Annotated in this window: 18 protein-coding genes and 1 other RNA gene; 4 read left to right on the top strand and 15 right to left on the bottom strand. The window is 61.8% G+C overall.

The annotated features are described in order from the left end of the window. Position 1: 1 nt before the first annotated feature. From ABEH28_RS18905 to rsmI, 14 genes are all read right to left on the bottom strand, one after another. Positions 2 to 961: a D-alanine--D-alanine ligase gene (locus ABEH28_RS18905; RefSeq protein ID WP_346630815.1), complete on the bottom strand. Its 960-nt coding sequence runs from the start codon at positions 959 to 961 to the stop codon at positions 2 to 4. After that, positions 958 to 2418 carry a UDP-N-acetylmuramate--L-alanine ligase gene (gene murC, locus ABEH28_RS18910; protein WP_346630816.1) on the bottom strand — a complete coding sequence of 487 codons (1461 nt, stop codon included), beginning with the start codon at positions 2416 to 2418 and terminating at the stop codon, positions 958 to 960. Before murC ends, ABEH28_RS18905 begins: the two co-directional genes overlap by 4 nt. Beyond that, complete coding sequence (gene murG / locus ABEH28_RS18915) at positions 2411 to 3484, bottom strand: undecaprenyldiphospho-muramoylpentapeptide beta-N-acetylglucosaminyltransferase (protein ID WP_346630817.1); 1074 nt, start codon at positions 3482 to 3484, stop codon at positions 2411 to 2413. The genes murC and murG overlap by 8 nt, the downstream gene beginning before the upstream one ends. Further along, positions 3471 to 4685 (bottom strand): putative lipid II flippase FtsW, encoded by a 1215-nt coding sequence (gene ftsW / locus ABEH28_RS18920; protein ID WP_192171889.1) that lies wholly within the window; start codon positions 4683 to 4685, stop codon positions 3471 to 3473. The genes murG and ftsW overlap by 14 nt, the downstream gene beginning before the upstream one ends. Continuing rightward, positions 4685 to 6031: a UDP-N-acetylmuramoyl-L-alanine--D-glutamate ligase gene (gene murD / locus ABEH28_RS18925; protein ID WP_346630818.1), complete on the bottom strand. Its 1347-nt coding sequence runs from the start codon at positions 6029 to 6031 to the stop codon at positions 4685 to 4687. Before murD ends, ftsW begins: the two co-directional genes overlap by 1 nt. Before the next feature lie 5 nt (positions 6032 to 6036). Beyond that, entirely contained in the window at positions 6037 to 7119 is a 1083-nt protein-coding gene (gene mraY, locus ABEH28_RS18930) for a phospho-N-acetylmuramoyl-pentapeptide-transferase (protein WP_037014691.1), read from the bottom strand. After that, on the bottom strand, positions 7119 to 8489 hold the full coding sequence (gene murF / locus ABEH28_RS18935) for a UDP-N-acetylmuramoyl-tripeptide--D-alanyl-D-alanine ligase (protein ID WP_346630819.1): 1371 nt from the start codon (positions 8487 to 8489) through the stop codon (positions 7119 to 7121). Before murF ends, mraY begins: the two co-directional genes overlap by 1 nt. Further along, on the bottom strand, positions 8482 to 9945 hold the full coding sequence (locus ABEH28_RS18940) for a UDP-N-acetylmuramoyl-L-alanyl-D-glutamate--2,6-diaminopimelate ligase (RefSeq protein ID WP_282368952.1): 1464 nt from the start codon (positions 9943 to 9945) through the stop codon (positions 8482 to 8484). Before ABEH28_RS18940 ends, murF begins: the two co-directional genes overlap by 8 nt. After that, complete coding sequence (locus ABEH28_RS18945) at positions 9945 to 11693, bottom strand: penicillin-binding protein 2 (protein WP_192171761.1); 1749 nt, start codon at positions 11691 to 11693, stop codon at positions 9945 to 9947. Before ABEH28_RS18945 ends, ABEH28_RS18940 begins: the two co-directional genes overlap by 1 nt. After that, on the bottom strand, positions 11690 to 11983 hold the full coding sequence (gene ftsL / locus ABEH28_RS18950) for a cell division protein FtsL (RefSeq protein ID WP_192171762.1): 294 nt from the start codon (positions 11981 to 11983) through the stop codon (positions 11690 to 11692). Before ftsL ends, ABEH28_RS18945 begins: the two co-directional genes overlap by 4 nt. After that, positions 11980 to 12927, bottom strand: a complete 948-nt coding sequence (gene rsmH / locus ABEH28_RS18955; RefSeq protein WP_346630820.1) for a 16S rRNA (cytosine(1402)-N(4))-methyltransferase RsmH — start codon at positions 12925 to 12927, stop codon at positions 11980 to 11982. Before rsmH ends, ftsL begins: the two co-directional genes overlap by 4 nt. Continuing rightward, positions 12924 to 13379 carry a division/cell wall cluster transcriptional repressor MraZ gene (gene mraZ, locus ABEH28_RS18960; protein WP_192171890.1) on the bottom strand — a complete coding sequence of 152 codons (456 nt, stop codon included), beginning with the start codon at positions 13377 to 13379 and terminating at the stop codon, positions 12924 to 12926. Before mraZ ends, rsmH begins: the two co-directional genes overlap by 4 nt. A 307-nt stretch (positions 13380 to 13686) precedes the next feature. Further along, an RNA gene (gene rnpB, locus ABEH28_RS18965) (RNase P RNA component class A) lies at positions 13687 to 14044 on the bottom strand. A gap of 86 nt (positions 14045 to 14130) precedes the next feature. After that, positions 14131 to 15003 (bottom strand): 16S rRNA (cytidine(1402)-2'-O)-methyltransferase, encoded by an 873-nt coding sequence (rsmI, locus tag ABEH28_RS18970; protein WP_346630821.1) that lies wholly within the window; start codon positions 15001 to 15003, stop codon positions 14131 to 14133. Positions 15004 to 15258: 255 nt separating this feature from the next. On the opposite strand from rsmI, the gene ABEH28_RS18975 reads away from it, so the two are divergent. From ABEH28_RS18975 to ABEH28_RS18990, 4 genes are all read left to right on the top strand, one after another. Further along, on the top strand, positions 15259 to 17073 hold the full coding sequence (locus ABEH28_RS18975) for a penicillin-binding protein activator (protein WP_192171765.1): 1815 nt from the start codon (positions 15259 to 15261) through the stop codon (positions 17071 to 17073). After that, positions 17070 to 17444, top strand: a complete 375-nt coding sequence (locus ABEH28_RS18980; RefSeq protein WP_346630822.1) for a YraN family protein — start codon at positions 17070 to 17072, stop codon at positions 17442 to 17444. Before ABEH28_RS18975 ends, ABEH28_RS18980 begins: the two co-directional genes overlap by 4 nt. 194 nt (positions 17445 to 17638) lie before the next feature. Then, on the top strand, positions 17639 to 18232 hold the full coding sequence (locus tag ABEH28_RS18985; protein WP_065992135.1) for a phosphoheptose isomerase: 594 nt from the start codon (positions 17639 to 17641) through the stop codon (positions 18230 to 18232). Beyond that, positions 18229 to 18807 (top strand): BON domain-containing protein, encoded by a 579-nt coding sequence (locus ABEH28_RS18990; RefSeq protein WP_192171767.1) that lies wholly within the window; start codon positions 18229 to 18231, stop codon positions 18805 to 18807. The genes ABEH28_RS18985 and ABEH28_RS18990 overlap by 4 nt, the downstream gene beginning before the upstream one ends. A gap of 78 nt (positions 18808 to 18885) precedes the next feature. Here the strand turns inward: ABEH28_RS18990 and ABEH28_RS18995 are convergent, their stop codons facing one another. After that, positions 18886 to 19299, bottom strand: a complete 414-nt coding sequence (locus ABEH28_RS18995; protein ID WP_192171768.1) for a ClpXP protease specificity-enhancing factor — start codon at positions 19297 to 19299, stop codon at positions 18886 to 18888. Positions 19300 to 19302: the final 3 nt, after the last annotated feature.

Below are 19302 nucleotides of genomic sequence, written 5' to 3' on the forward strand. Positions count from 1 at the left end.
TCTACCCTCGCACCTGGACGCTGTCGGCCAGAATCGCTAACACCAACTGTTGGAAATCGAGCCCGGCCGCGCGCGCAGCCATGGGCACAAGGCTGTGGTCGGTCATGCCGGGCACGGTGTTCACTTCCAGCAGCCAGAATTTGCCGTCGGCGTCCTGCATGACATCGGTGCGCGCCCAGCCGGCAATGCCGACCGCTTCACAGGCCCGGGCCGTGAGTGCCTTGAGTTCATCTTCTTTGGCTGCATCGAGGCCGCACGGGATCCGGTACTGAGTATCGGAGACCAGGTATTTGGCGTCGTAGTCGTAAAAACTGTGGGGAGTACCCAGACCGATGGGAGGCAATACCTGCCCACGCAGAGAGGCGATGGTGAACTCAGGACCTTCGATCCATTGTTCGACCAACACTTGCGAATCGTAGGTACGGGCGGCGTTCCAGGCGGCGATCAATTCGTCGACGCCGGTCACCTTGGCCATACCGATACTGGAACCTTCATGGGCGGGTTTGACGATCAAAGGAAAGCCCAGTTCCGTCGCCGCAGAAATACAATCCGCCTCGCTGCTCAGCACGGCGTGGCGCGGCGTCGGCAAGCCGAGACTCTGCCAGACTTGCTTGGTGCGCAGCTTGTCCATCGCCAGCGCCGACGCGAGCACGCCGCTGCCGGTGTAGGGAATTTCCAGGCACTCAAGCAGGCCCTGCATGGTGCCGTCTTCGCCGCCACGACCGTGGAGGACGATGAACGCGCGATCGATTTGTTCGCTGACCAGCCGCTGCAGGAAATCCTCGCCCACGTCGATACCGAACGCGTCGACGCCTGCGCTTTGCAGGGCTTCAAGCACTGCGCTGCCGGATTTCAGGGACACCTCCCGCTCCGCGCTCTTGCCGCCGAACAGCACGGCGACGCGACCGAAGCGTTTCGGCTCCAGCGTCGAGAACAGGGCGGACTGCAGGGCGGCTGTCATTTCAGCTTACCTTCGGTTGAGGCCACGATAGCGCCGGTGAAGAGCGGGCTTTTCAGCAGTTGCGGTGCGAGCCCGCCGATGTCGCCGGCGCCCTGGCACAGCAGGATGTCACCGGGGCGCAGCAGGGGTTTGACCAGCGGGGCGAGTTCGACGCCACGCTCGATGTAGATCGGATCAAGCTGACCGCGCTGACGAATGCTGTGGGCCAGCTGACGGCTGTCCGCACCGGGAATCGGTTCTTCCCCGGCCGGATAGACTTCCATCAGCAGCAACACGTTGGCCTCGTTGAGCACCTGCACGAAATCGTCGTATAGATCGCGGGTGCGGCTGTAACGGTGCGGCTGGTAGACCATGACCAGACGGCGGTCCGGCCAGCCACCGCGCACGGCATTGATGACGGCAGCGACTTCACGCGGGTGGTGACCGTAGTCGTCGACCAGCATCACGTTGCCGCCTTCCACCGGCAGCTCGCCGTACACCTGGAAGCGACGGCCAACGCCCTGGAAGCCGGACAGCCCCTGAACGATGGCTTCGTCAGAGACGCCCTCGTCAGTGGCGATGGCAATGGTTGCCAGCGAGTTCAGCACGTTGTGCTTGCCCGGCATGTTGACCGACACATCCAGTGGCTCGCGGTCACGACGCAGCACGGTGAAGTGTGTGTGCATGCCGTCCTGACGGACGTTGATCGCGCGCACGTCGGCGGCGTCATCGAAGCCGTAGGTCATGATCGGACGCTTGACCGAAGGCAGGATGTCGCGCACCACCGGATCGTCGATGCAGACAACGGCCAGACCGTAGAACGGCAGGTTGTGCAGGAATTCGACGAAGGTCTTCTTCAGCTTGTTGAAGTCGCCTTCGTAGGTCGCCATGTGGTCGGCGTCGATGTTGGTGACCACGGCCACCAGCGGCTGCAGGTGCAGGAAGCTGGCGTCGCTTTCGTCGGCTTCGGCGATCAGGTAACGGCTGGTGCCGAGCTGCGCGTTGGTGCCGGCAGCGTTCAGACGCCCGCCAATCACGAAGGTCGGATCAAGGCCACCCGCCGCGAACACCGAGGCGATCAGGCTGGTGGTCGTGGTTTTGCCGTGGGTACCAGCGACCGCGATACCGTGGCGATAGCGCATCAGCTCGGCCAGCATTTCAGCGCGCGGCACCACAGGAATGCGACGCTCAAGGGCAGTCGCCACTTCCGGGTTGGAGGTGTTCACAGCGCTGGAGACCACCAGCACGTCCGCCGTCGAGGCGTTTTCTGCACGATGGCCGATGAAGATCTGCGCGCCAAACGATTCGAGACGCTCGGTCACCGGCGAAGCCTTGAGGTCGGAACCGGACACGTCATAGCCCAGGTTCAGCAACACTTCGGCGATACCGCACATGCCCACGCCGCCAATGCCCACGAAGTGGATACGACGGATGCGGCGCATTTCCGGCTGTGGCATGGCGCGTTGATTCTCAACCATGGGCCACCTCCAGGCAGATATCGACGACGGTGTTGGTGGCGTCAGGCTTGGCCAGTCGGCGAGCCGTGACGGCCATGCGGTTCAATTGTTCGGGTTGCATCAAAACCTCTTTCAGGCGAGCGGCCATTTCGGCGGCGCCAGTTGTCGCTTGCGGCATGACGAAGGCAGCGCCCTCGCGAGCCAGATAGTCGGCGTTGCGTGACTGGTGATCGTCGATCGCGTGGGGCAAAGGCACCAGCAACGACGGCAGCCCGGCGGCAGCCAGTTCACTGACGGTCAACGCACCTGCGCGGCAGACCACCAGATCCGCCCAGCCATAGGCCTGGGCCATGTCTTTGATGAACGGGGCGACCTGCGCCTCGACACCGGCGGCGCGGTAACGCTCGGCGGTGACTTCATCGTGATGCTTGCCGGCCTGATGAAACACTTCAGGGCGGATATCGGCAGGCACTTGTGCCAGGGCTTCCGGCAGCAATTTATTCAGCGGCTCGGCGCCCAGGCTTCCGCCCAGCACCAGCAAACGAGGCCGGCGGCCAATCAGCGTCTGGCGCGGCGTTTCGAAGAACAGCTCGGCGCGCACCGGGTTACCGGTGGTGCGACGCTTGGCCGACGCGGCGAAGGTCTGCGGGAACGCTTCACAGACGCGTGCGGCGAACGACGCAAGACTGCGATTGGCCGTGCCCGCTACTGCGTTTTGCTCATGGATGATCAGCGGCACGCCGGCCAGTTTCGCCGCCAGACCGCCAGGGCCTGTCACGTAGCCACCGAAACCGACGACGCAGACCGGCTTCAACTCACCCACGATCTTGCGCGCCTGCAGCAAAGCCTTGATCAACATGAACGGCGCCTTGAGCAGCGACAGCCGGCCCTTGCCGCGCAGACCGGTGACGTTAATCAGGTGCAGCTTCAAACCTGCCGCAGGCACCAGTTCGTTTTCGATCCCACGGGGCGTTCCGAGCCAGTGCACGGTGTAACCGCGGGCCTGGAACTCACGGGCGCACGCCAGCGCCGGGAACACGTGTCCGCCGGTGCCGCCCGCCATGATCAAAACGTTACCGGCGGCCATGGGTCGGCTCCTCGGCAAAGTCGCTTTCCTGGAACTCGGCCTCTTCACTGCCCATGTTGTTGCGCGATTCCCACTCGATGCGCAGCAACAGGCCGAGGCTGGCGCAGCAGATGATCAACGAACTGCCGCCGTAGCTGAGGAACGGCAGGGTCAGACCCTTGGTCGGCAGCAGACCGACGTTCACCCCTATGTTGATCAGGAACTGACCAATCCACAGGAATGCCAGGCCATACGCGGTGTACGCAGCGAAGAACTGCTTGGCGCGCTCGGCCCACATGCCGATATACATCGCCCGGATACTGACGAACACGAACAGCGCGACCGTGGCGAGGGAACCCACCACGCCCAACTCTTCAGCCAGTACCGAGAACACGAAGTCGGTGTGCGCTTCCGGCAGGTAGAACTGCTTCTGCACGCTGTTGCCGAGGCCGACGCCGAACCATTCACCGCGACCGAAGGCGATCAGCGCCTGGGTCAGCTGGTAGCCAGAACCGAACTGATCGGACCACGGGTCGGTGAAGGTAATCAGACGCGCCATCCGGTACGGCTGCGCTTGAACCAGCACGAACACGGCACCCACTGCCAGCGCGACCATCAAGCTGAAACGGAACAGCCCGACGCCGCCAAGGAACAGCATCGCCGCCGCCGCGCCCATCATCACGACCGTGGCACCGAAGTCCGGCTCCATCAGCAGCAGGCCCGCCATCGGCAGCAGCACGATGAACGGCTTGAAGAAGCCCATCCAGCTCTCGCGCACTTCCTGCTGGCGACGAATCAGGTAACCGGCCAGGAAAATCACCACGAAGACTTTGGCGATTTCCGACGGCTGCACGTTGAACATGCCGAAGCCGATCCAGCGCATCGAACCGTTCACCTCACGCCCGATGCCGGGCACGATCACCGCGATCAACAGACCGAACGCGCCAATCAGCATCAGCCATCCCAGGCGCTGCCAGGTAGCAACCGGCACCATCATGGTCGCGACGCAGGCGATCAGGCCCAGCACCAGATAGATCAGGTGACGGGTCATCATGTACAACGCGTTGCCCGACTGCACGGCGGCCACTTCCGACGACGCGGAAGTGATCATCACCAGGCCCAGGCCCAGCAACGCGAGGCAACCGGCGAGCATCGGGAAATCGACGTCAACGCCACGGCCGCTGATGATCGGCGACGGGTACGGCTTGATCACGCCAAAAATCATGACAAGTCCCCCACGGCCCGGGCGAACAGTTGTCCGCGCTCCTCGAAATTCTTGAACATGTCCAGGCTTGCGCAGGCGGGCGACAGCAACACGGCGTCCCCTTCCTGCGCGATATCAGCAGCACGTTGCACGGCTTCTTCCAATGTAGTGACGCGTACCAGAGGCACCGAATCGCCGAAGGTCGCGGCGAGCAAATCCGCATCGCGGCCCAGCAGGACGACGGCGCGGCAATGGGCGGCAACCGGGGCTTGCAGCGGGGTGAAATCCGCGCCTTTGCCATCGCCGCCGGCAATCAGCACCAGCTTGCCGTCGATGTCGGCGCCTAGGCCTTCGATCGCTGCCAGCGCGGCGCCGACGTTGGTCGCTTTGGAGTCGTCGTAGTAGTTCACGCCGTTGAGCTCACGCAGCCATTGGCAGCGATGAACCAGACCGGCAAATGTCTTGAGGCTGGCAAGCATGGCGTCGAACGGCAGACCCACCGCATGACCCAGGGCCAGTGCGGCCAGGGCGTTGGCCTGATTGTGGCCACCACGGATTTTCAGCTCGCGGACCGGCATGAGGTTGTCGAACTGGAAGGCCAGATATTTCTCGCCGTTCTCTTCGCGCAAGCCGAAGCCGTTTCTGTCGGGCTTGTTCAAACCAAAGGTCCAGCACGGCACGCCTTCGCCGATCAACGGCCGGGTCAGCGCGTCCTGACGATTCACCACCACTTGGCGCGCGCCGCGGAAGATCCGGTGCTTGGCCAGGTGATAAGCCGGCAGGCCGCTGTAACGGTCCATGTGGTCTTCGCTGATATTCAGCACGGTCGCCACTTCAGCGCCAAGCTGATCGGTGGTTTCCAGCTGGAAGCTCGACAGCTCCATCACATACAGCTCGACGTCATCGCTGAGCAGGTCCAGCGCCGGAGTACCGAGGTTGCCGCCAACCGCAACTCGCTTGCCCGCTGCCGCCGCCATCTCGCCCACCAGCGTGGTGACCGTGCTTTTCGCGTTCGATCCGCTGATGGCCACGATGGGCGCCCTGGCATTGCGAGCGAACAGCTCGATGTCGCCGGACAGCTTCACGCCGCGCATGGCCGCTTGCTGCAGGGCCGGGGTTGCCAGCGCCAGACCGGGGCTGACATACAGCTCATCGGCGCGGCACAGGAATTCAACGTCCAGCTCGCCACAGCGCACTTCGACCTGCGGGTAGTCACGGCGCAAGGTCGCGAGTTCTGGCGGATGCTCCCGCGTATCGGCGACAGCAAACGACACACCCCGGTTCGCCAGAAAGCGAACCAGGGACATGCCGCTCTTGCCGAGGCCGACAACGATGCGGAAGTGGTCAGAAGCGATCAGTGACACTCGTTCTACCTCAGTTTCAACGTGGCAAGGCCGACCAACACCAGAATCACGGTGATGATCCAGAAACGGACGATCACGCGCGGCTCGGGCCAGCCCTTGAGTTCAAAGTGGTGATGGATGGGCGCCATGCGGAAAACGCGGCGGCCGGTCAATTTAAAGGATGCGACCTGAATGACGACTGACAGGGTCTCCATTACGAAGACGCCGCCCATGATGAACAGAACGATTTCCTGACGGACGATGACCGCGATGGTGCCCAAAGCCGCGCCCAGGGCCAGCGCCCCGACATCACCCATGAACACTTGAGCCGGGTAGGTGTTGAACCAGAGGAAACCCAGCCCCGCACCGATCAGCGCGCCACAGAACACAATCAATTCGCCCGCGCCCGGCACGTAAGGGATTAGCAGGTATTCTGCGAACTTCACGTTACCCGACAGGTAGCAGAAGATCCCCAGTGCGCCGCCGACCATCACGGTCGGCATGATCGCCAGACCGTCCAGGCCATCCGTGAGGTTCACGGCGTTGCTGGAGCCGACGATCACGAAGTAGGTCAGCACGACGAAGCCAATGCCCAGCGGGATGCTGAAGTCTTTGAGCATCGGAATCAGCAGCGTGGTTTCCACGGGCGATTGAGCAGTCATATAAAGGAAGATCGCCGCGCCCAGGCCGAACACCGATTGCCAGAAGTATTTCCAGCGGCTCGGCAGCCCGCGCGAGTTCTTCTCGATCACCTTGCGGTAGTCGTCGACCCAGCCGATGGCGCCGAACAGCAGCGTGACGATCAAAACGACCCACACATAACGGTTGCTCAGATCAGCCCACAACAACGTGGCGATGCCGATTGCAGACAGAATCAGCGCGCCACCCATGGTCGGCGTGCCGGATTTGGACAGGTGCGATTGGGGTCCGTCGTTACGCACGGATTGACCGATCTGCTTGCTCTGCAGGGCGCGGATCATCCACGGGCCCAGGCACAGGGAAAGTGACAGCGCAGTGAGCACGCCAAGGATCCCGCGCAGGGTCAGGTACTGAAAGACCGCGAAGCCTTTGTAGAACTGTTGCAGATACTCGGCCAGCAGCAGCAGCATTAATGTTTCTCCAGGCGTGTTCCGCATAAGGCCGCTACGACGTTTTCCATCGCAGCGCTGCGTGAACCTTTAATCAAAATGGTGGTGTTTTTATCGTGCTCGGCGCCGAGTGCTTCGATCAGCTCGGCCTGAGTTTCAAAATGGCGGGCATCCTGCCCGAAAGCCTTGACCGCATGGGCCATCAACGGACCGACGGCATATAGCGCGTCGACTTTACCGACCGCGTATTCGCCGACATCGCGATGGCCCTGCTCCGCCCAGGCGCCCAGCTCGCCGATGTCGCCCAGCACCAGAACCCTGCGGCCCGGAAAACCGGTGAGGATGTCGGTCGCGGCAGCCACGGAAGTGGGGTTGGCGTTGTAGGTGTCATCAATGACGCGCATGCCGTTCGGCGCCAGTTGCGCGACGGTGCGGCCCTTGACCGGCTGTACGTCGTCAAGCCCGGTCACGATGCCCGCGAGCGAAACGCCCAGCGCATGGGCAGCAGCCGCCGCGGCCAACGCATTGGCAACGTTGTGCGTGCCCAGCAGATTCAACTGCACCGGCGCGGAGCCGTTCGGGGTGTTCAACGTGAATGCCGGGCAACCGCGCGCATCAATGCCCAGGTCGCTGGCGTAAAAGTCAGCACGGCTGTTGTTGAGCGCGAAGCTCAACACGTTGCGCGAGCCGGCGCGGGCCACCCAGATATCGAACGCCTTGTCGTCGAGGTTCAATACCGCAACACCGCGAGCGTCCAGGCCTTCGATGATCTCGCCCTTGGCTTCGACGATCTTTTCCGGACCGCCGAACTCGCCCACATGGGCAGTCCCGGCGTTGGTCAGGACACAGACATGGGGCTTGGTCAGGCTGACCGTGAAAGCGATCTCGCCCACACGGGACGCGCCCAGTTCGATCACAGCTGCATCGAATTCCGGCGCGAGCTCCAGCAGCGTCAACGGTACGCCGAGTTCGTTGTTCAGGTTGCCGCGGGTCGCCAGCACGGGACCACGGGTGCGCAGGATGCTCGCCAGCATTTCCTTCACGGTGGTCTTGCCGCTGGAACCGGTGATCGCAGCGACCGGCTTGTCTATAAAGGCATTACGGTTCATCGCGCCGAGTTGCGCGAGGGCTTTGCGGGTGTCGGTGACGATCAACTGCGGCAGCGAACTGCCCGGGACCTCGCGTTCAACCAACGCGCCGACTGCGCCTTTGGCAGCGACTTGATCGAGATAGTCGTGACCGTCGAAGCGCGGGCCGGTCAGCGCCACGAACAATTGGCCGGGCGTGATTGCGCGGCTGTCGATGCTGACACCGGAAAAACTGCAGTCATGGCCGACACGACGTGCGTCGAGCGGCACCAGCAGTTCACTGAACGAGAGCGGCTTAAGCATGTGCAGCCTCCCAGGCGTCGAGCGCTTTGGTGGCTTCTTCCAGATCGGAGAACGGCTGACGCTGGCCGTCGATTTCCTGGTAATCCTCATGGCCCTTGCCGGCCAGCACGATCACATCGGCAGCGGACGCCTGGGCGATGATCTGCGCGATCGCCTGACCGCGCCCGGCAACGAAATCGACTGCGTTTGCCGAGACGAACCCAGCACGGATGTCATCGAAAATACGGGCCGGGTCTTCGCTGCGCGGGTTGTCATCGGTGACCAACACTTTGTCGGCCAGACGCTCGACCACTTCGGCCATCAGCGGACGCTTGCCGCGATCGCGATCGCCGCCGCAGCCGAACAGGCAGGTCAGTTGACCTTTTGCGTGTGGGCGCAAGGCGGCAAGTACTTTTTCCAAGGCGTCAGGGGTGTGGGCGTAATCGACCACCACCAGCGGACGCGAGCCACCGCCCAGCCGCTGCATCCGGCCCGCAGGGCCTTCCAGCGTTGGCAGGACTTTGAGAATGTCATCCAGCGGGTAATCAAGCCCCATCAACGCGCCGACCGCAGCCAGCACGTTGCTCAGGTTGAAACGGCCCAGCAGGCTACTGCGCAACGCATGGCTGCCCTGGGGCGTAACCAGAGTCGCGCGCACGCCGTCGTCATCGAACTGCGCATCACGGCAAAACAGGTAAGCGCTGCTGTCTTCCAGGCTGTAGGTAATCAGGCGCGAAGGGTGCGGCGCAGCGGCGAGCTGGCGACCAAACCCGTCGTCAAGATTGACCACACGGCAGCGCAGGTCATTCCAGGCGAACAGCTTGGCCTTGGCAGCCGCGTAAGCCTCCATGGTGCCGTGGTAATCGAGATGGTCACGGGACAGGTTGGTCATCACTGCCACGTCGAAAGCCAACGCAGTAACCCGGCCCTGATCCAGCCCGTGGGACGAAACTTCCATGGCAACCGCTTTGGCCCCGGCCCTTTTCAGATCGTAAAGGGTCGATTGCACGGAGATCGGATCCGGCGTGGTGTGGATGCCGCTTTTCAGCTCGCTATAGAAGCCAGTGCCCAGTGTGCCGATGATGCCGCAGTGCTGGCCGAGCTTGTCCAACGCCTGTGCGACCAATTGAGTCACGCTGGTTTTGCCGTTGGTGCCAGTCACACCGATCAGGTTCAGGTTGCGGCTCGGGTCGCCATAAAAGCGCCCGGCAATGTCGGACAACTGCGCTGCCAGACCCTTGACCGGAATCATCGGGATATCGGTGATCGGCAGCACCTTGGCGCCTCCGACCTCGTAAGCAATGGCCGCCGCGCCGTGGGCGATGGCGTCGGTGATGTGCTCACGGCCGTCAACCTTGAGGCCCGGAATCGCCAGAAACAGATCGCCCGGACGCACTTTGCGGCTGTCCAGGGTCAGTTCGCGAATCAGCAGATCGCGGTTGCACTGCGCAAACAGCTTGCTCAAATTCAAGGACATCAGCCACGTCCTCCCTTGACTGGGGCGGCGGCGGGCACAGCGTTGGCTTGTTGCTCAGGCGGAATCGGCGCGAGGTTGTCCGGGCGCACGTTCATCAAGCGCAGCGTACCCGACATCACTTTGCTGAAGACTGGAGCGGAAACCAGACCACCGAAGTAACCGCCTTTGCTTGGCTCATCAATGACCACAACCACCGCGTAACGCGGATTGCTCATCGGGCCGAAACCAGCGAACAGCGAACGGTAGGAGTTTTCCGCGTAGCCCTTGGTGCCCACGGATGTCTTACGCGCGGTACCGGACTTGCCCGCCACGTGATACGACGGAACGCGCGCACGGTAAACGCCACGCGGGTCTTCGATCACTTGCTGCAACATGCCCTGCACCGTCTTGGCCGTCGCTTCCGGAATGGCCTGAACCGACTCGGCTGGATTATCAGTTTTGAGAATGGTGAGCGGCACGATCTTGCCGTTGTTGGCCAGCGCCGCGTAGGCGTGGACCAACTGCAGCGCCGTCACCGACAGGCCGTAGCCATACGACAGCGTTGCGGTTTCAGCCTTGCGCCACTCACGGTAGTTCGGCAGGTTGCCGACGCGCTCGCCCGGGAAGCCGAGGCCGGTGTATTGGCCCAGGCCCACACGCTGCATGGCGTGGAAAATCGCTTCGCCACCCACGTCGAACGCGACTTTACTCATGCCGACGTTACTGGAGTTGATCAGAATGCCGGTCAGGTCAAGGATCGGGCCTTCGGTTTTGGTCACGTCACGGATGGTGTACTTACCGATCTGCAACGTGCCCGGGTAGACCTCGACCTTGTCGCTCGGCTTCCAGCGGCCGCTTTCCAGCGCGGCGGTCATGGAGATCGGTTTCATGGTCGAACCCGGCTCGAACACGTCGATGATCGCGCGGTTACGCATCGCCGCCGGCACCATGGTGCGACGGTTGTTCGGGTTGTACGTCGGCTGATTGACCATCGCCAGTACTTCGCCGGTTTTCACGTCCATGATCACCAGGCTGCCGGCCTTGGCGTCGTTTTCCTGAATGGCGTTGCGCAGCTCGCGGGTCGCCAGGTATTGCAGGCGCAGATCAATAGACAAAGCCAAGGTCTTGCCGGCCTTGGCGTTTTTCTTCACTTGCAGGTCTTTGATCATCCTGCCGCGCCGATCCTTGATGACCTGCCGCTTGCCGGGGACGCCTGCAAGCCAGTCTTCGTAGGCCAGCTCTACGCCTTCACGGCCGTGATCGTCGAGGTCGGTAAAGCCGACCATGTGCGCGGTGACATCGCCCGCAGGGTAGAAACGGCGGAATTCTTCCTTGCCGTAAACGCCCGGGACTTTCAGATCAAGCACCGACTGACCCTGCTCCGGGGTCAGGCCACGGACCAGATAGATGAATTCTTTGCTTGCCTGTTCGTTGAGGCGATCCGTCAATGCCTTGGGATCCTGCCCCAATGCTTGCGCAAGCTGGACCCATTTGGTCTTGTCGGCCTGCATTTCGGACGGGTTTGCCCAGATGGTGGTGACCGGCGTACTGACGGCCAGCGGCTCACCGTTGCGGTCGGTGATCAGACCACGGTGGGCGGGAATCGAAACGGTGCGCAGGCTGCGTGCATCGCCCTGCTCAATGAGGAAACGGTGATCGATGACTTGCAGGTCGACGATGCGGTAGCAGATCGCGATGACCATGACCGACAGCAGGCCGACCACGACGCGAAACCGCCACGGGTAGAGCGCCCCTTCGAGTTTCATCATGGCGACACCATCCGGATGTCGGCGGCGTTCGGGATGCGCATTTTCAGCTGATCAGTGGCCAGGGCCTCGATACGGCTGTGGGCAGTCCAGGTGCTTTGCTCAAGAATCAGGCGACCCCACTCGGCCTGCGCTTTGTCGCGCACGCTGAGTTCACCGTAAAGGGAGTTGAGCAGCTGACGATTCCAGTGCGCGCTGTACGCCACACCGATCGCCGACACCAGCACGGCGATAAATAACATCAGCATGAAGAAGCTGCCGCCCGGCAGGGGCTTGAAGAAACCGCGGTTCATCGGAGTTTCTCCGCGACGCGCATGACGGCGCTGCGCGAACGCGGATTGGCGCGGGTTTCATCATCGGACGCGAACTGCGCCTTGCCGATCAGCTTGATGCGCGGCTCGAAGGCCTGATGACGGATCGGCAGGTTGCGCGGCAGGTTGTCGGCTTCGCCCTTGACCAGCTTGCGCATGAACAATTTGACGATGCGATCTTCCAGCGAGTGGAAGCTGATGACCACCAGGCGGCCGCCCACTTCCAAGGCGTCCAGCGCAGCGTCAAGGCCGGCTTCCAGATCACCCAGTTCGTTGTTGACGTGAATGCGCAGGCCCTGGAACGCGCGGGTCGCCGGGTTCTTGCCCTTTTCCCACGCCGGGTTGGCGACTTTCAGCACTTCGGCGAGATCGCCGGTGCGCTCGAACGGCTGAGTCTCGCGGCGGGCCACGACAGCACCGGCCATGCGACGGGAGAAACGCTCTTCGCCGTATTCCTTGAAAACGCGGGCGATCTCTTCGGCGGGCGCAGTGTTGACGAACTCGGCTGCGCTGATGCCGCGGGACGGGTCCATGCGCATGTCGAGGGGGCCATCGTTCATGAAGCTGAACCCGCGCTCGGGGTCGTCCAGTTGTGGCGACGACACACCGAGATCCAGCAGAATGCCGCTGACCTTGCCCGCCAACCCGCGTTCTTGAGCTTCGGCGCCCAATTCAGCAAAGCTGCGCTGCACAATGACAAAGCGGCCGTCTTCGGCCGCCAGCGTTTGCCCGGTGGCAATCGCTTGGGGATCTTTATCGAATCCGAGAAGCCGACCCTCCGGCCCCAGGTTCTGCAATATAAGGCGGCTATGTCCGCCACGACCGAACGTGCCATCCAGATAGCAGCCATCGGCGCACACCGCGAGAGCCTCGACGGCTTCTTCGAGCAGTACGGTGATGTGGGTAAAGCCGCTATTCGTAGTCACAGGATCAAATCACGCAGTTCATCGGGCATCGCACCCGGTTTTTGAATGGCCGCAAGGTCCGCATCAGCAAGTGCGTTCCAGGCGTCCTCATCCCACAGTTGAAACTTGTTGAGCTGGCCTACCAGCATCACTCGCTTATCGAGCTTGGCGTATTCACGCAAACGTGGCGGCACCAGGAAACGCCCGCTGCCGTCCAACTCCAGATCAACCGCATTACCGATCAACAGCCGCTGCAGGCGACGGTTTTCTTCACGGAACGTGGCGAGCTCGCGCAGCTTGGCCTCAATCAACTCCCACTCGGGAAGCGGATAGATGCACAAGCACGGGTCGACGGTATCAATGGTGACAATCATCTGGCCGGCGCTACGCGAATCCAACTCGTCACGGTACCGGCTCGGCATAGCGAGACGGCCCTTTGCGTCGAGATTGATTGCGTTTGCACCACGGAACACAGGCGCGATCTCCAAATATTATCTTTTTGCGGTCAAAAAACCCACTTCACGCCACTTTCCGCCACTCGCGCACACTATAGGAATGCGCCCACCACACCGTCAAGGCGACTTCACGAGGAAAACCCTTACAGGACGGATATTTAGGAGCACTTACGCAGGAGATGTAGCGGATTTCAGACCGGTCCTACGGATATTTCCGAGGATGAACAAACAGATGAGGTCTGAAGTTAAAGTGATTTGTGAGGTTTAAGATTTTTTTGGTATTACGGAAGGGGATGAATCGTACAAACGAGGGGAAGAAAAGGAGGTGGAGAGTCGATCTGTAAGCCGGGTTCTGTCGAGGACAGTCATTCCTCTACGATGGCCATCACTGGACATCTTTAGCAACCTACCCGGTTCCAGCGCGGGCCACGCCTTGGAACCCTATTTGGTCTTGCTCCGAGTGGGGTTTACCTAGCCACGAACTGTTGCCAGACGTGCGGTGCGCTCTTACCGCACCTTTTCACCCTTACCGGCACCGAAGTGCTTAGGCGGTTATTTTCTGTGGCACTTTCCGTAGGCTCACGCCCCCCAGGCGTTACCTGGCACTCCGCCCTATGGAGCCCGGACTTTCCTCCCCCCTCCATTGCAGAACAATGAAAGGCAGCGACTGTCCAATCGACTCTCCGCCGCCAAGGTTAATGGGAGGGCGGCTCAAGAACAAGCTTTAATCGGCTCTCGCGCCATTTGCAGAGCTGCCCGCGACATCCCGTCACACGCCTTTCTGTTTATCCAGCGCCACCTGATAGAGCAGGTTCTTACGCACCCCGGTGATCTCTGCTGCCAGTGCGGCGGCACGCTTGAGGGGCATTTCCTCCAGCAGCAGATCCAGCACCCGCCGCGCTTCGGCGCCAATCACGTCTTCGCCTTCAGGCTCGCTCCAGCCCGCCACAAGCACCACGCACTCGCCGCGCTGCTGATTACTGTCGCCCTCAACAAAGGCACGAAGCTCGGACAGCGGCAGCCCCTTGAGGGTTTCGAACGTTTTGGTCAATTCGCGGCCCAGCACGGCGGGACGGTCCGGACCGAAGACTGCTTCCATGTCCTGAAGGCATTCGAGAATGCGATGGGGCGCTTCATAGAAGATAAGCGTGCGCGGCTCTTCCTTGACGAGTTCGAGCCGCGCCTTTCGGCCCACCGACTTGGCCGGCAAGAAGCCTTCGAAGATGAAGCGGTCCGAGGGCAACCCCGCCGCAGAGAGCGCCGCGATCAAGGCGCAGGCGCCCGGGACCGGGATCACTTGAATACCGGCTGCCCGGGCCTGACGCACCAGATGGTAACCGGGGTCAGAAATGAGCGGCGTGCCGGCATCGGAAATCAACGCAACGTTATCGCCGGCCAGCAGGCGCGTGATGAAGCGGCTCCCCTCCTCGCGCTCATTGTGCTCATGACAGGCCGCCAATGGCGTCGGAATGCCGAAGTGCTGCATCAGCCGTAACGAGTGGCGGGTATCTTCTGCGGCAATCAGCGAAACATCGCGCAGCACCTTCAAGGCGCGGGCGCTGATGTCATCCAGGTTGCCGATCGGCGTGGCCACCACATAAAGCGCGCCTGTAGTGGAATTCGAAGCACCCGGAGCAGTCAAAGCGCACACCTCATGTTGTGTAAAAGCCTGCATTGTACAGGCTGCGGCCGACAAAATTGGACGTCGCACCCCGTGAGTTCAGAAAAGCAGCTCGAACACCCGCAACATGGCAGCGACTCCGCGACAGTCCGACTCACGTCAACTGACGCGCCCGGAGACGATCAATATCGCCACTTTAACGCCTTCAACGTCGCGCCCCGGCCAGTGCTTGGGTACACTTCCACGCTAATTTGCTCGAGTATCAGGAACATACACATGATCGCTTGCCTGCGGCTGTTCTCTGCCCTCTGCCTCGCTGCCCTTCTGGCTGCCTGTGCCGGTTCGCCCTCCTCCAGCCTTGGCGAATTGCCTCGCTCCCCCGATGCCAGCATCGAACAACTGCTCGAACAGGCCGCTGCGGCAAAATCGCCTGACCAGGCAGCGTTGCTGAAACTGACGGCGGCCGACCTGGCAGCGCGCCAGAACAACCCAAGCCGCGCCGCGAGCATTCTCGAGCAGGTCCAGATGGACCAGCTCAAGACCGACAAGCAAATCTACGCCAACACCTTGTCTGCCGAACTGGCACTGGGTCGCAGCCAGCCGAAAGCTGCGCTGACCGCCCTCAACCACCCGAGCATGCAGCATCTGGGCGAGATGCCGGTTGACCTGCAGACCCGCACCCACACCGTTCGCGCCCGGGCTTTCGAAGCAGATGGTCAGACCCTCGCTGCTGCGAGCGAGCGTGTGTTCATGGGCCCGTTGCTGCAAGGCGACGCCCTGAACGCCAATAACGACGCCATCTGGACGCTGGTTGCTGCGCTGCCACCCGAGCAGCTGCAAAGCTCGGCCAACGATGACATGGGCGGCTGGCTGAGCCTGGCCCGCGCGGTCAAAGGCGCCGGCACGCTGGAACAGCAACAAGCGGCCATCGACAACTGGAAGGCGCAGAATCCGCAACACCCGGCGGCACGTCAGCTGCCGACTGCCCTCGCGCAATTGCGTGACCTGAAGAGCCAGCCGTTGACCAAGATTGCGCTGCTGCTGCCGCAAGACGGTCCGCTCGCCTCGGTCTCCCGCGCCCTGCGCGACGGCTTCATGGCCGCAAACTACCAAGCGCAGCAGGCCGGCGAGAAGCCACCTGCGATCGAAGTATTCGACAGCTCCCGCGTGACCTCGATGGACGCCTTTTATGCGCAAGCCAAGGCTGCAGGCGTGCAGTTGGTAGTGGGTCCGCTGGAGAAGCCACTGGTTAAACAGCTGAGCGCTCGACCTCAACTGCCGATCACCACGCTGGCGCTGAACTACAGCGATTCCGGCACCCAGGGCCCTGCCGAGCTGTTCCAGTTCGGTCTGGCAGCGGAAGACGAAGCCCGCGAAGTGGCCCGCCGTGCCTGGGCCGATGGCAAGCGCAGTGCGGTTGCCATGGTGCCGAAGGGCGAATGGGGTGATCGCGTACTGGAGGCCTTCCGTCAAAGCTGGCAGGCCAAAGGCGGCACTTTGCTGGGTGCTGAACGCATCGATCAGCCGGTCGCACTCGCTCAACAGGTTGCCGATCTGTTCCAGTTGCGCAACAGCGAAGGTCGCGCCCAGCGCGTGCAAGGCGCCACTGGCACGCAGATGGCTGCTCAGCCTTCCCGTCGCCAGGACGTGGACTTCATGTTCCTCGCTGCAACGCCTCAACAGGCTCAGCAGATCAAGCCGACCATGGTCTTCCAGTACGCTGGCGATGTTCCGGTCTATGCCACTTCGCACCTGTTCACCAACAGCGGCGACCCGGCGATGTACAACGACCTGAACGGCGTGCGCTTCTGCGAAACCCCGTGGTTGCTGAACGCCAACGACCCATTGCGCCAGCAAGTGACGGCGCAATGGCCACAAGCCTCCGGCAGCCTTGGCCGTCTCTACGCCATGGGCATCGACGCTTATCGTCTGGCGCCACGACTGACCCAGTTGAAAACGCTGCCTGAGAGCCGCATCGACGGCCTGTCCGGCAGCCTGGCGATCGGCCAGGGCCAACGCATCGAGCGTCAGCTGCCATGGGCAGAGTTCGTAGACGGCAAAGTCCAGCGCCTGCCGGACACCGCGCCTTGACCTCAGGCACGACCCGTCAAATCGCAGGGCGCGAGGCCGAAGCCTACGCCCTGCGTCACCTGCAACAGCATGGGTTGCAGCTGATTACCCGCAACTGGTCATGCAAACGCGGCGAGCTTGATCTGGTCATGCTCGACGGCGATACAGTAGTATTCGTCGAAGTTCGGTATCGTCGCCATGCCGGCTGGGGTGGTGCGCTGGAAAGCGTCGATTTTCGCAAGCAGGAAAAGCTCACGCTGGCAGCTCAGTCCTTTCTGCAAAGCGAGGTGCGCTGGGCCGATTCGCCGTGCCGCTTCGACGTCGTCGCGATCAATGGCGACCCCGGCACATCACCCGCGCTTAACTGGCTGACCAACGCTTTCGATTGCTGAAAACGCGATGATTCCGTGCGATTGCAGCGTAAGATCGGCCGCCTTCCCGGCTAAAGCCGGTCCTACTGCACCAACCCAACGAACCACACTGGCTCTTTTGCTCTTTGCTTTGCGGGCTGCACAGTTTTGTGCCGGGACGCCGATGACTTATCGGACGCCGCCCCGACCAGCCGCCCCTATTAAGGTTTTCATAGATGGACATGCAATCCCGAATTCGCCAGCTTTTTCAGGCCAGCATCGACACCAAGCAACAGGCGATGGATGTTGTTGCACCCCACATCGAGCAAGCCAGCCAAGTGATGGTCAACGCCCTGCTCAACGAGGGCAAGATGCTCGCCTGCGGTAATGGCGGTTCGGCTGGCGATGCCCAGCACTTTTCCTCGGAGCTGCTCAACCGTTTCGAACGCGAGCGACCGAGCCTGCCCGCCATAGCGCTGACCACTGACACCTCCACCATCACCTCCATCGCCAACGACTACAGCTACAACGAAATCTTTTCCAAACAGATTCGTGCGCTGGGTCAGCCGGGCGATGTGCTGCTGGCGATTTCCACCAGCGGCAATTCGGCGAACATTATTCAGGCCATCCAGGCCGCACATGATCGTGAAATGATTGTCGTAGCCTTGACTGGTCGCGATGGCGGCGACGTTGCGTCGTTGCTGTTGCCGGAGGACGTTGAAATCCGCGTCCCGGCGAAAGTCACCGCACGTATTCAGGAAGTCCACCTGCTGGCGATCCACTGCCTTTGCGACTTGATCGACAGCCAACTGTTCGGGAGTGAAGAATGATATCCAAACGTCTTAGCCTGCTGGCCCTGACGCTCTGCCTGGGCATCAGCGGATGCAGCTCGGTGATCAACGCTAGCCGTGAAGCGCCGATCGATGACGATCGCGGTACACGCACCTTCGGCAGCAAGATCGACGACTCGCTGATCGAGACCAAGGTCGCGGTCAACATCGCCAAGGCCAGCCCTGATCTGGACAACGCGTCGCACATCGTCGTGACCAGCTTCAACGGCATCGTCCTGCTGGCCGGCCAGACCCCGCGCGCCGACCTCAAACAACTGGCCGAGCAAACCGCCAGCCAGGTGCAGAAGGTCAAGAAGGTCAACAACGAGCTGCAGGTCACCGGCCCGTCCTCGATGCTGGCGCGCAGCAATGACGCCTGGCTGACGAGCAAGATCAAAACCGAGATGCTCACCGACAGCGCCATCCCGGGCTCGCGCATCAAGGTCGTGACTGAAAACGGCATCGTCTACCTGCTGGGCCTGCTGACCCAGGCCGAAGCCACCCGCGCCACCAACCTGGTGCAAGGCGTCGGCGGCGTGCAGAAGATCGTTAAGCTGTTTGAGTACATCGACTGACGGTGTAATAGCCGCCAGTCGGCACACACAAAAAAGGCGATCCCTCGGGATCGCCTTTTTCGTTGCTGCAGAAGCGACTTACTTGACCACTTTCAGACTCGGCCGGCCCGTAGGGCGTGGTGGCTCGTCGTTCGGTGGCGGCATGTCGTCTTCGACGTCCAGATCTTCGTCTTCATCCACAGCAGGCTCAAGATCGAAGACCATGCCCTGCCCGTTCTCGCGGGCATAAATGCCCATGATCGCGGCAATAGGCACGTACAGGCTGTGGGGAACGCCGCCGAAGCGGCCTTCGAAACTCACCGCGTCGTTGTCCATGTGCAAATGGCGCACGGCGCTCGGCGAGATGTTCAGAACGATCTGCCCGTCATTGGCAAAGCCTTGCGGGACTTGCACCGCTGGGTAATCGGCATTGACGAGTACGTGCGGTGTGCAATCGTTATCGACGATCCACTCATACAGCGCGCGGATCAGATAAGGGCGACTGGAGTTCATCAA

The organism is Pseudomonas sp. Ps21-P2 (assembly GCF_039672565.1).
Lineage (GTDB): Bacteria > Pseudomonadota > Gammaproteobacteria > Pseudomonadales > Pseudomonadaceae > Aquipseudomonas.

Excerpts from the sequence above, each read along its gene's own strand:
- ABEH28_RS18905 (WP_346630815.1), bottom strand. The coding sequence starts at position 961 with ATGACAGCCGCCCTGCAGTCCGCCCTGTTCTCGACGCTGGAGCCGAAA.
- murC (WP_346630816.1), bottom strand. The coding sequence starts at position 2,418 with ATGGTTGAGAATCAACGCGCCATGCCACAGCCGGAAATGCGCCGCATC.
- murG (WP_346630817.1), bottom strand. The coding sequence starts at position 3,484 with ATGGCCGCCGGTAACGTTTTGATCATGGCGGGCGGCACCGGCGGACAC.
- mraY (WP_037014691.1), bottom strand. The coding sequence starts at position 7,119 with ATGCTGCTGCTGCTGGCCGAGTATCTGCAACAGTTCTACAAAGGCTTC.
- murF (WP_346630819.1), bottom strand. The coding sequence starts at position 8,489 with ATGCTTAAGCCGCTCTCGTTCAGTGAACTGCTGGTGCCGCTCGACGCA.
- ABEH28_RS18940 (WP_282368952.1), bottom strand. The coding sequence starts at position 9,945 with ATGTCCTTGAATTTGAGCAAGCTGTTTGCGCAGTGCAACCGCGATCTG.
- ABEH28_RS18945 (WP_192171761.1), bottom strand. The coding sequence starts at position 11,693 with ATGATGAAACTCGAAGGGGCGCTCTACCCGTGGCGGTTTCGCGTCGTG.
- ftsL (WP_192171762.1), bottom strand. The coding sequence starts at position 11,983 with ATGAACCGCGGTTTCTTCAAGCCCCTGCCGGGCGGCAGCTTCTTCATG.
- ABEH28_RS18975 (WP_192171765.1), top strand. The coding sequence starts at position 15,259 with ATGATCGCTTGCCTGCGGCTGTTCTCTGCCCTCTGCCTCGCTGCCCTT.
- ABEH28_RS18985 (WP_065992135.1), top strand. The coding sequence starts at position 17,639 with ATGGACATGCAATCCCGAATTCGCCAGCTTTTTCAGGCCAGCATCGAC.
- ABEH28_RS18990 (WP_192171767.1), top strand. The coding sequence starts at position 18,229 with ATGATATCCAAACGTCTTAGCCTGCTGGCCCTGACGCTCTGCCTGGGC.
- ABEH28_RS18995 (WP_192171768.1), bottom strand. The coding sequence starts at position 19,299 with ATGAACTCCAGTCGCCCTTATCTGATCCGCGCGCTGTATGAGTGGATC.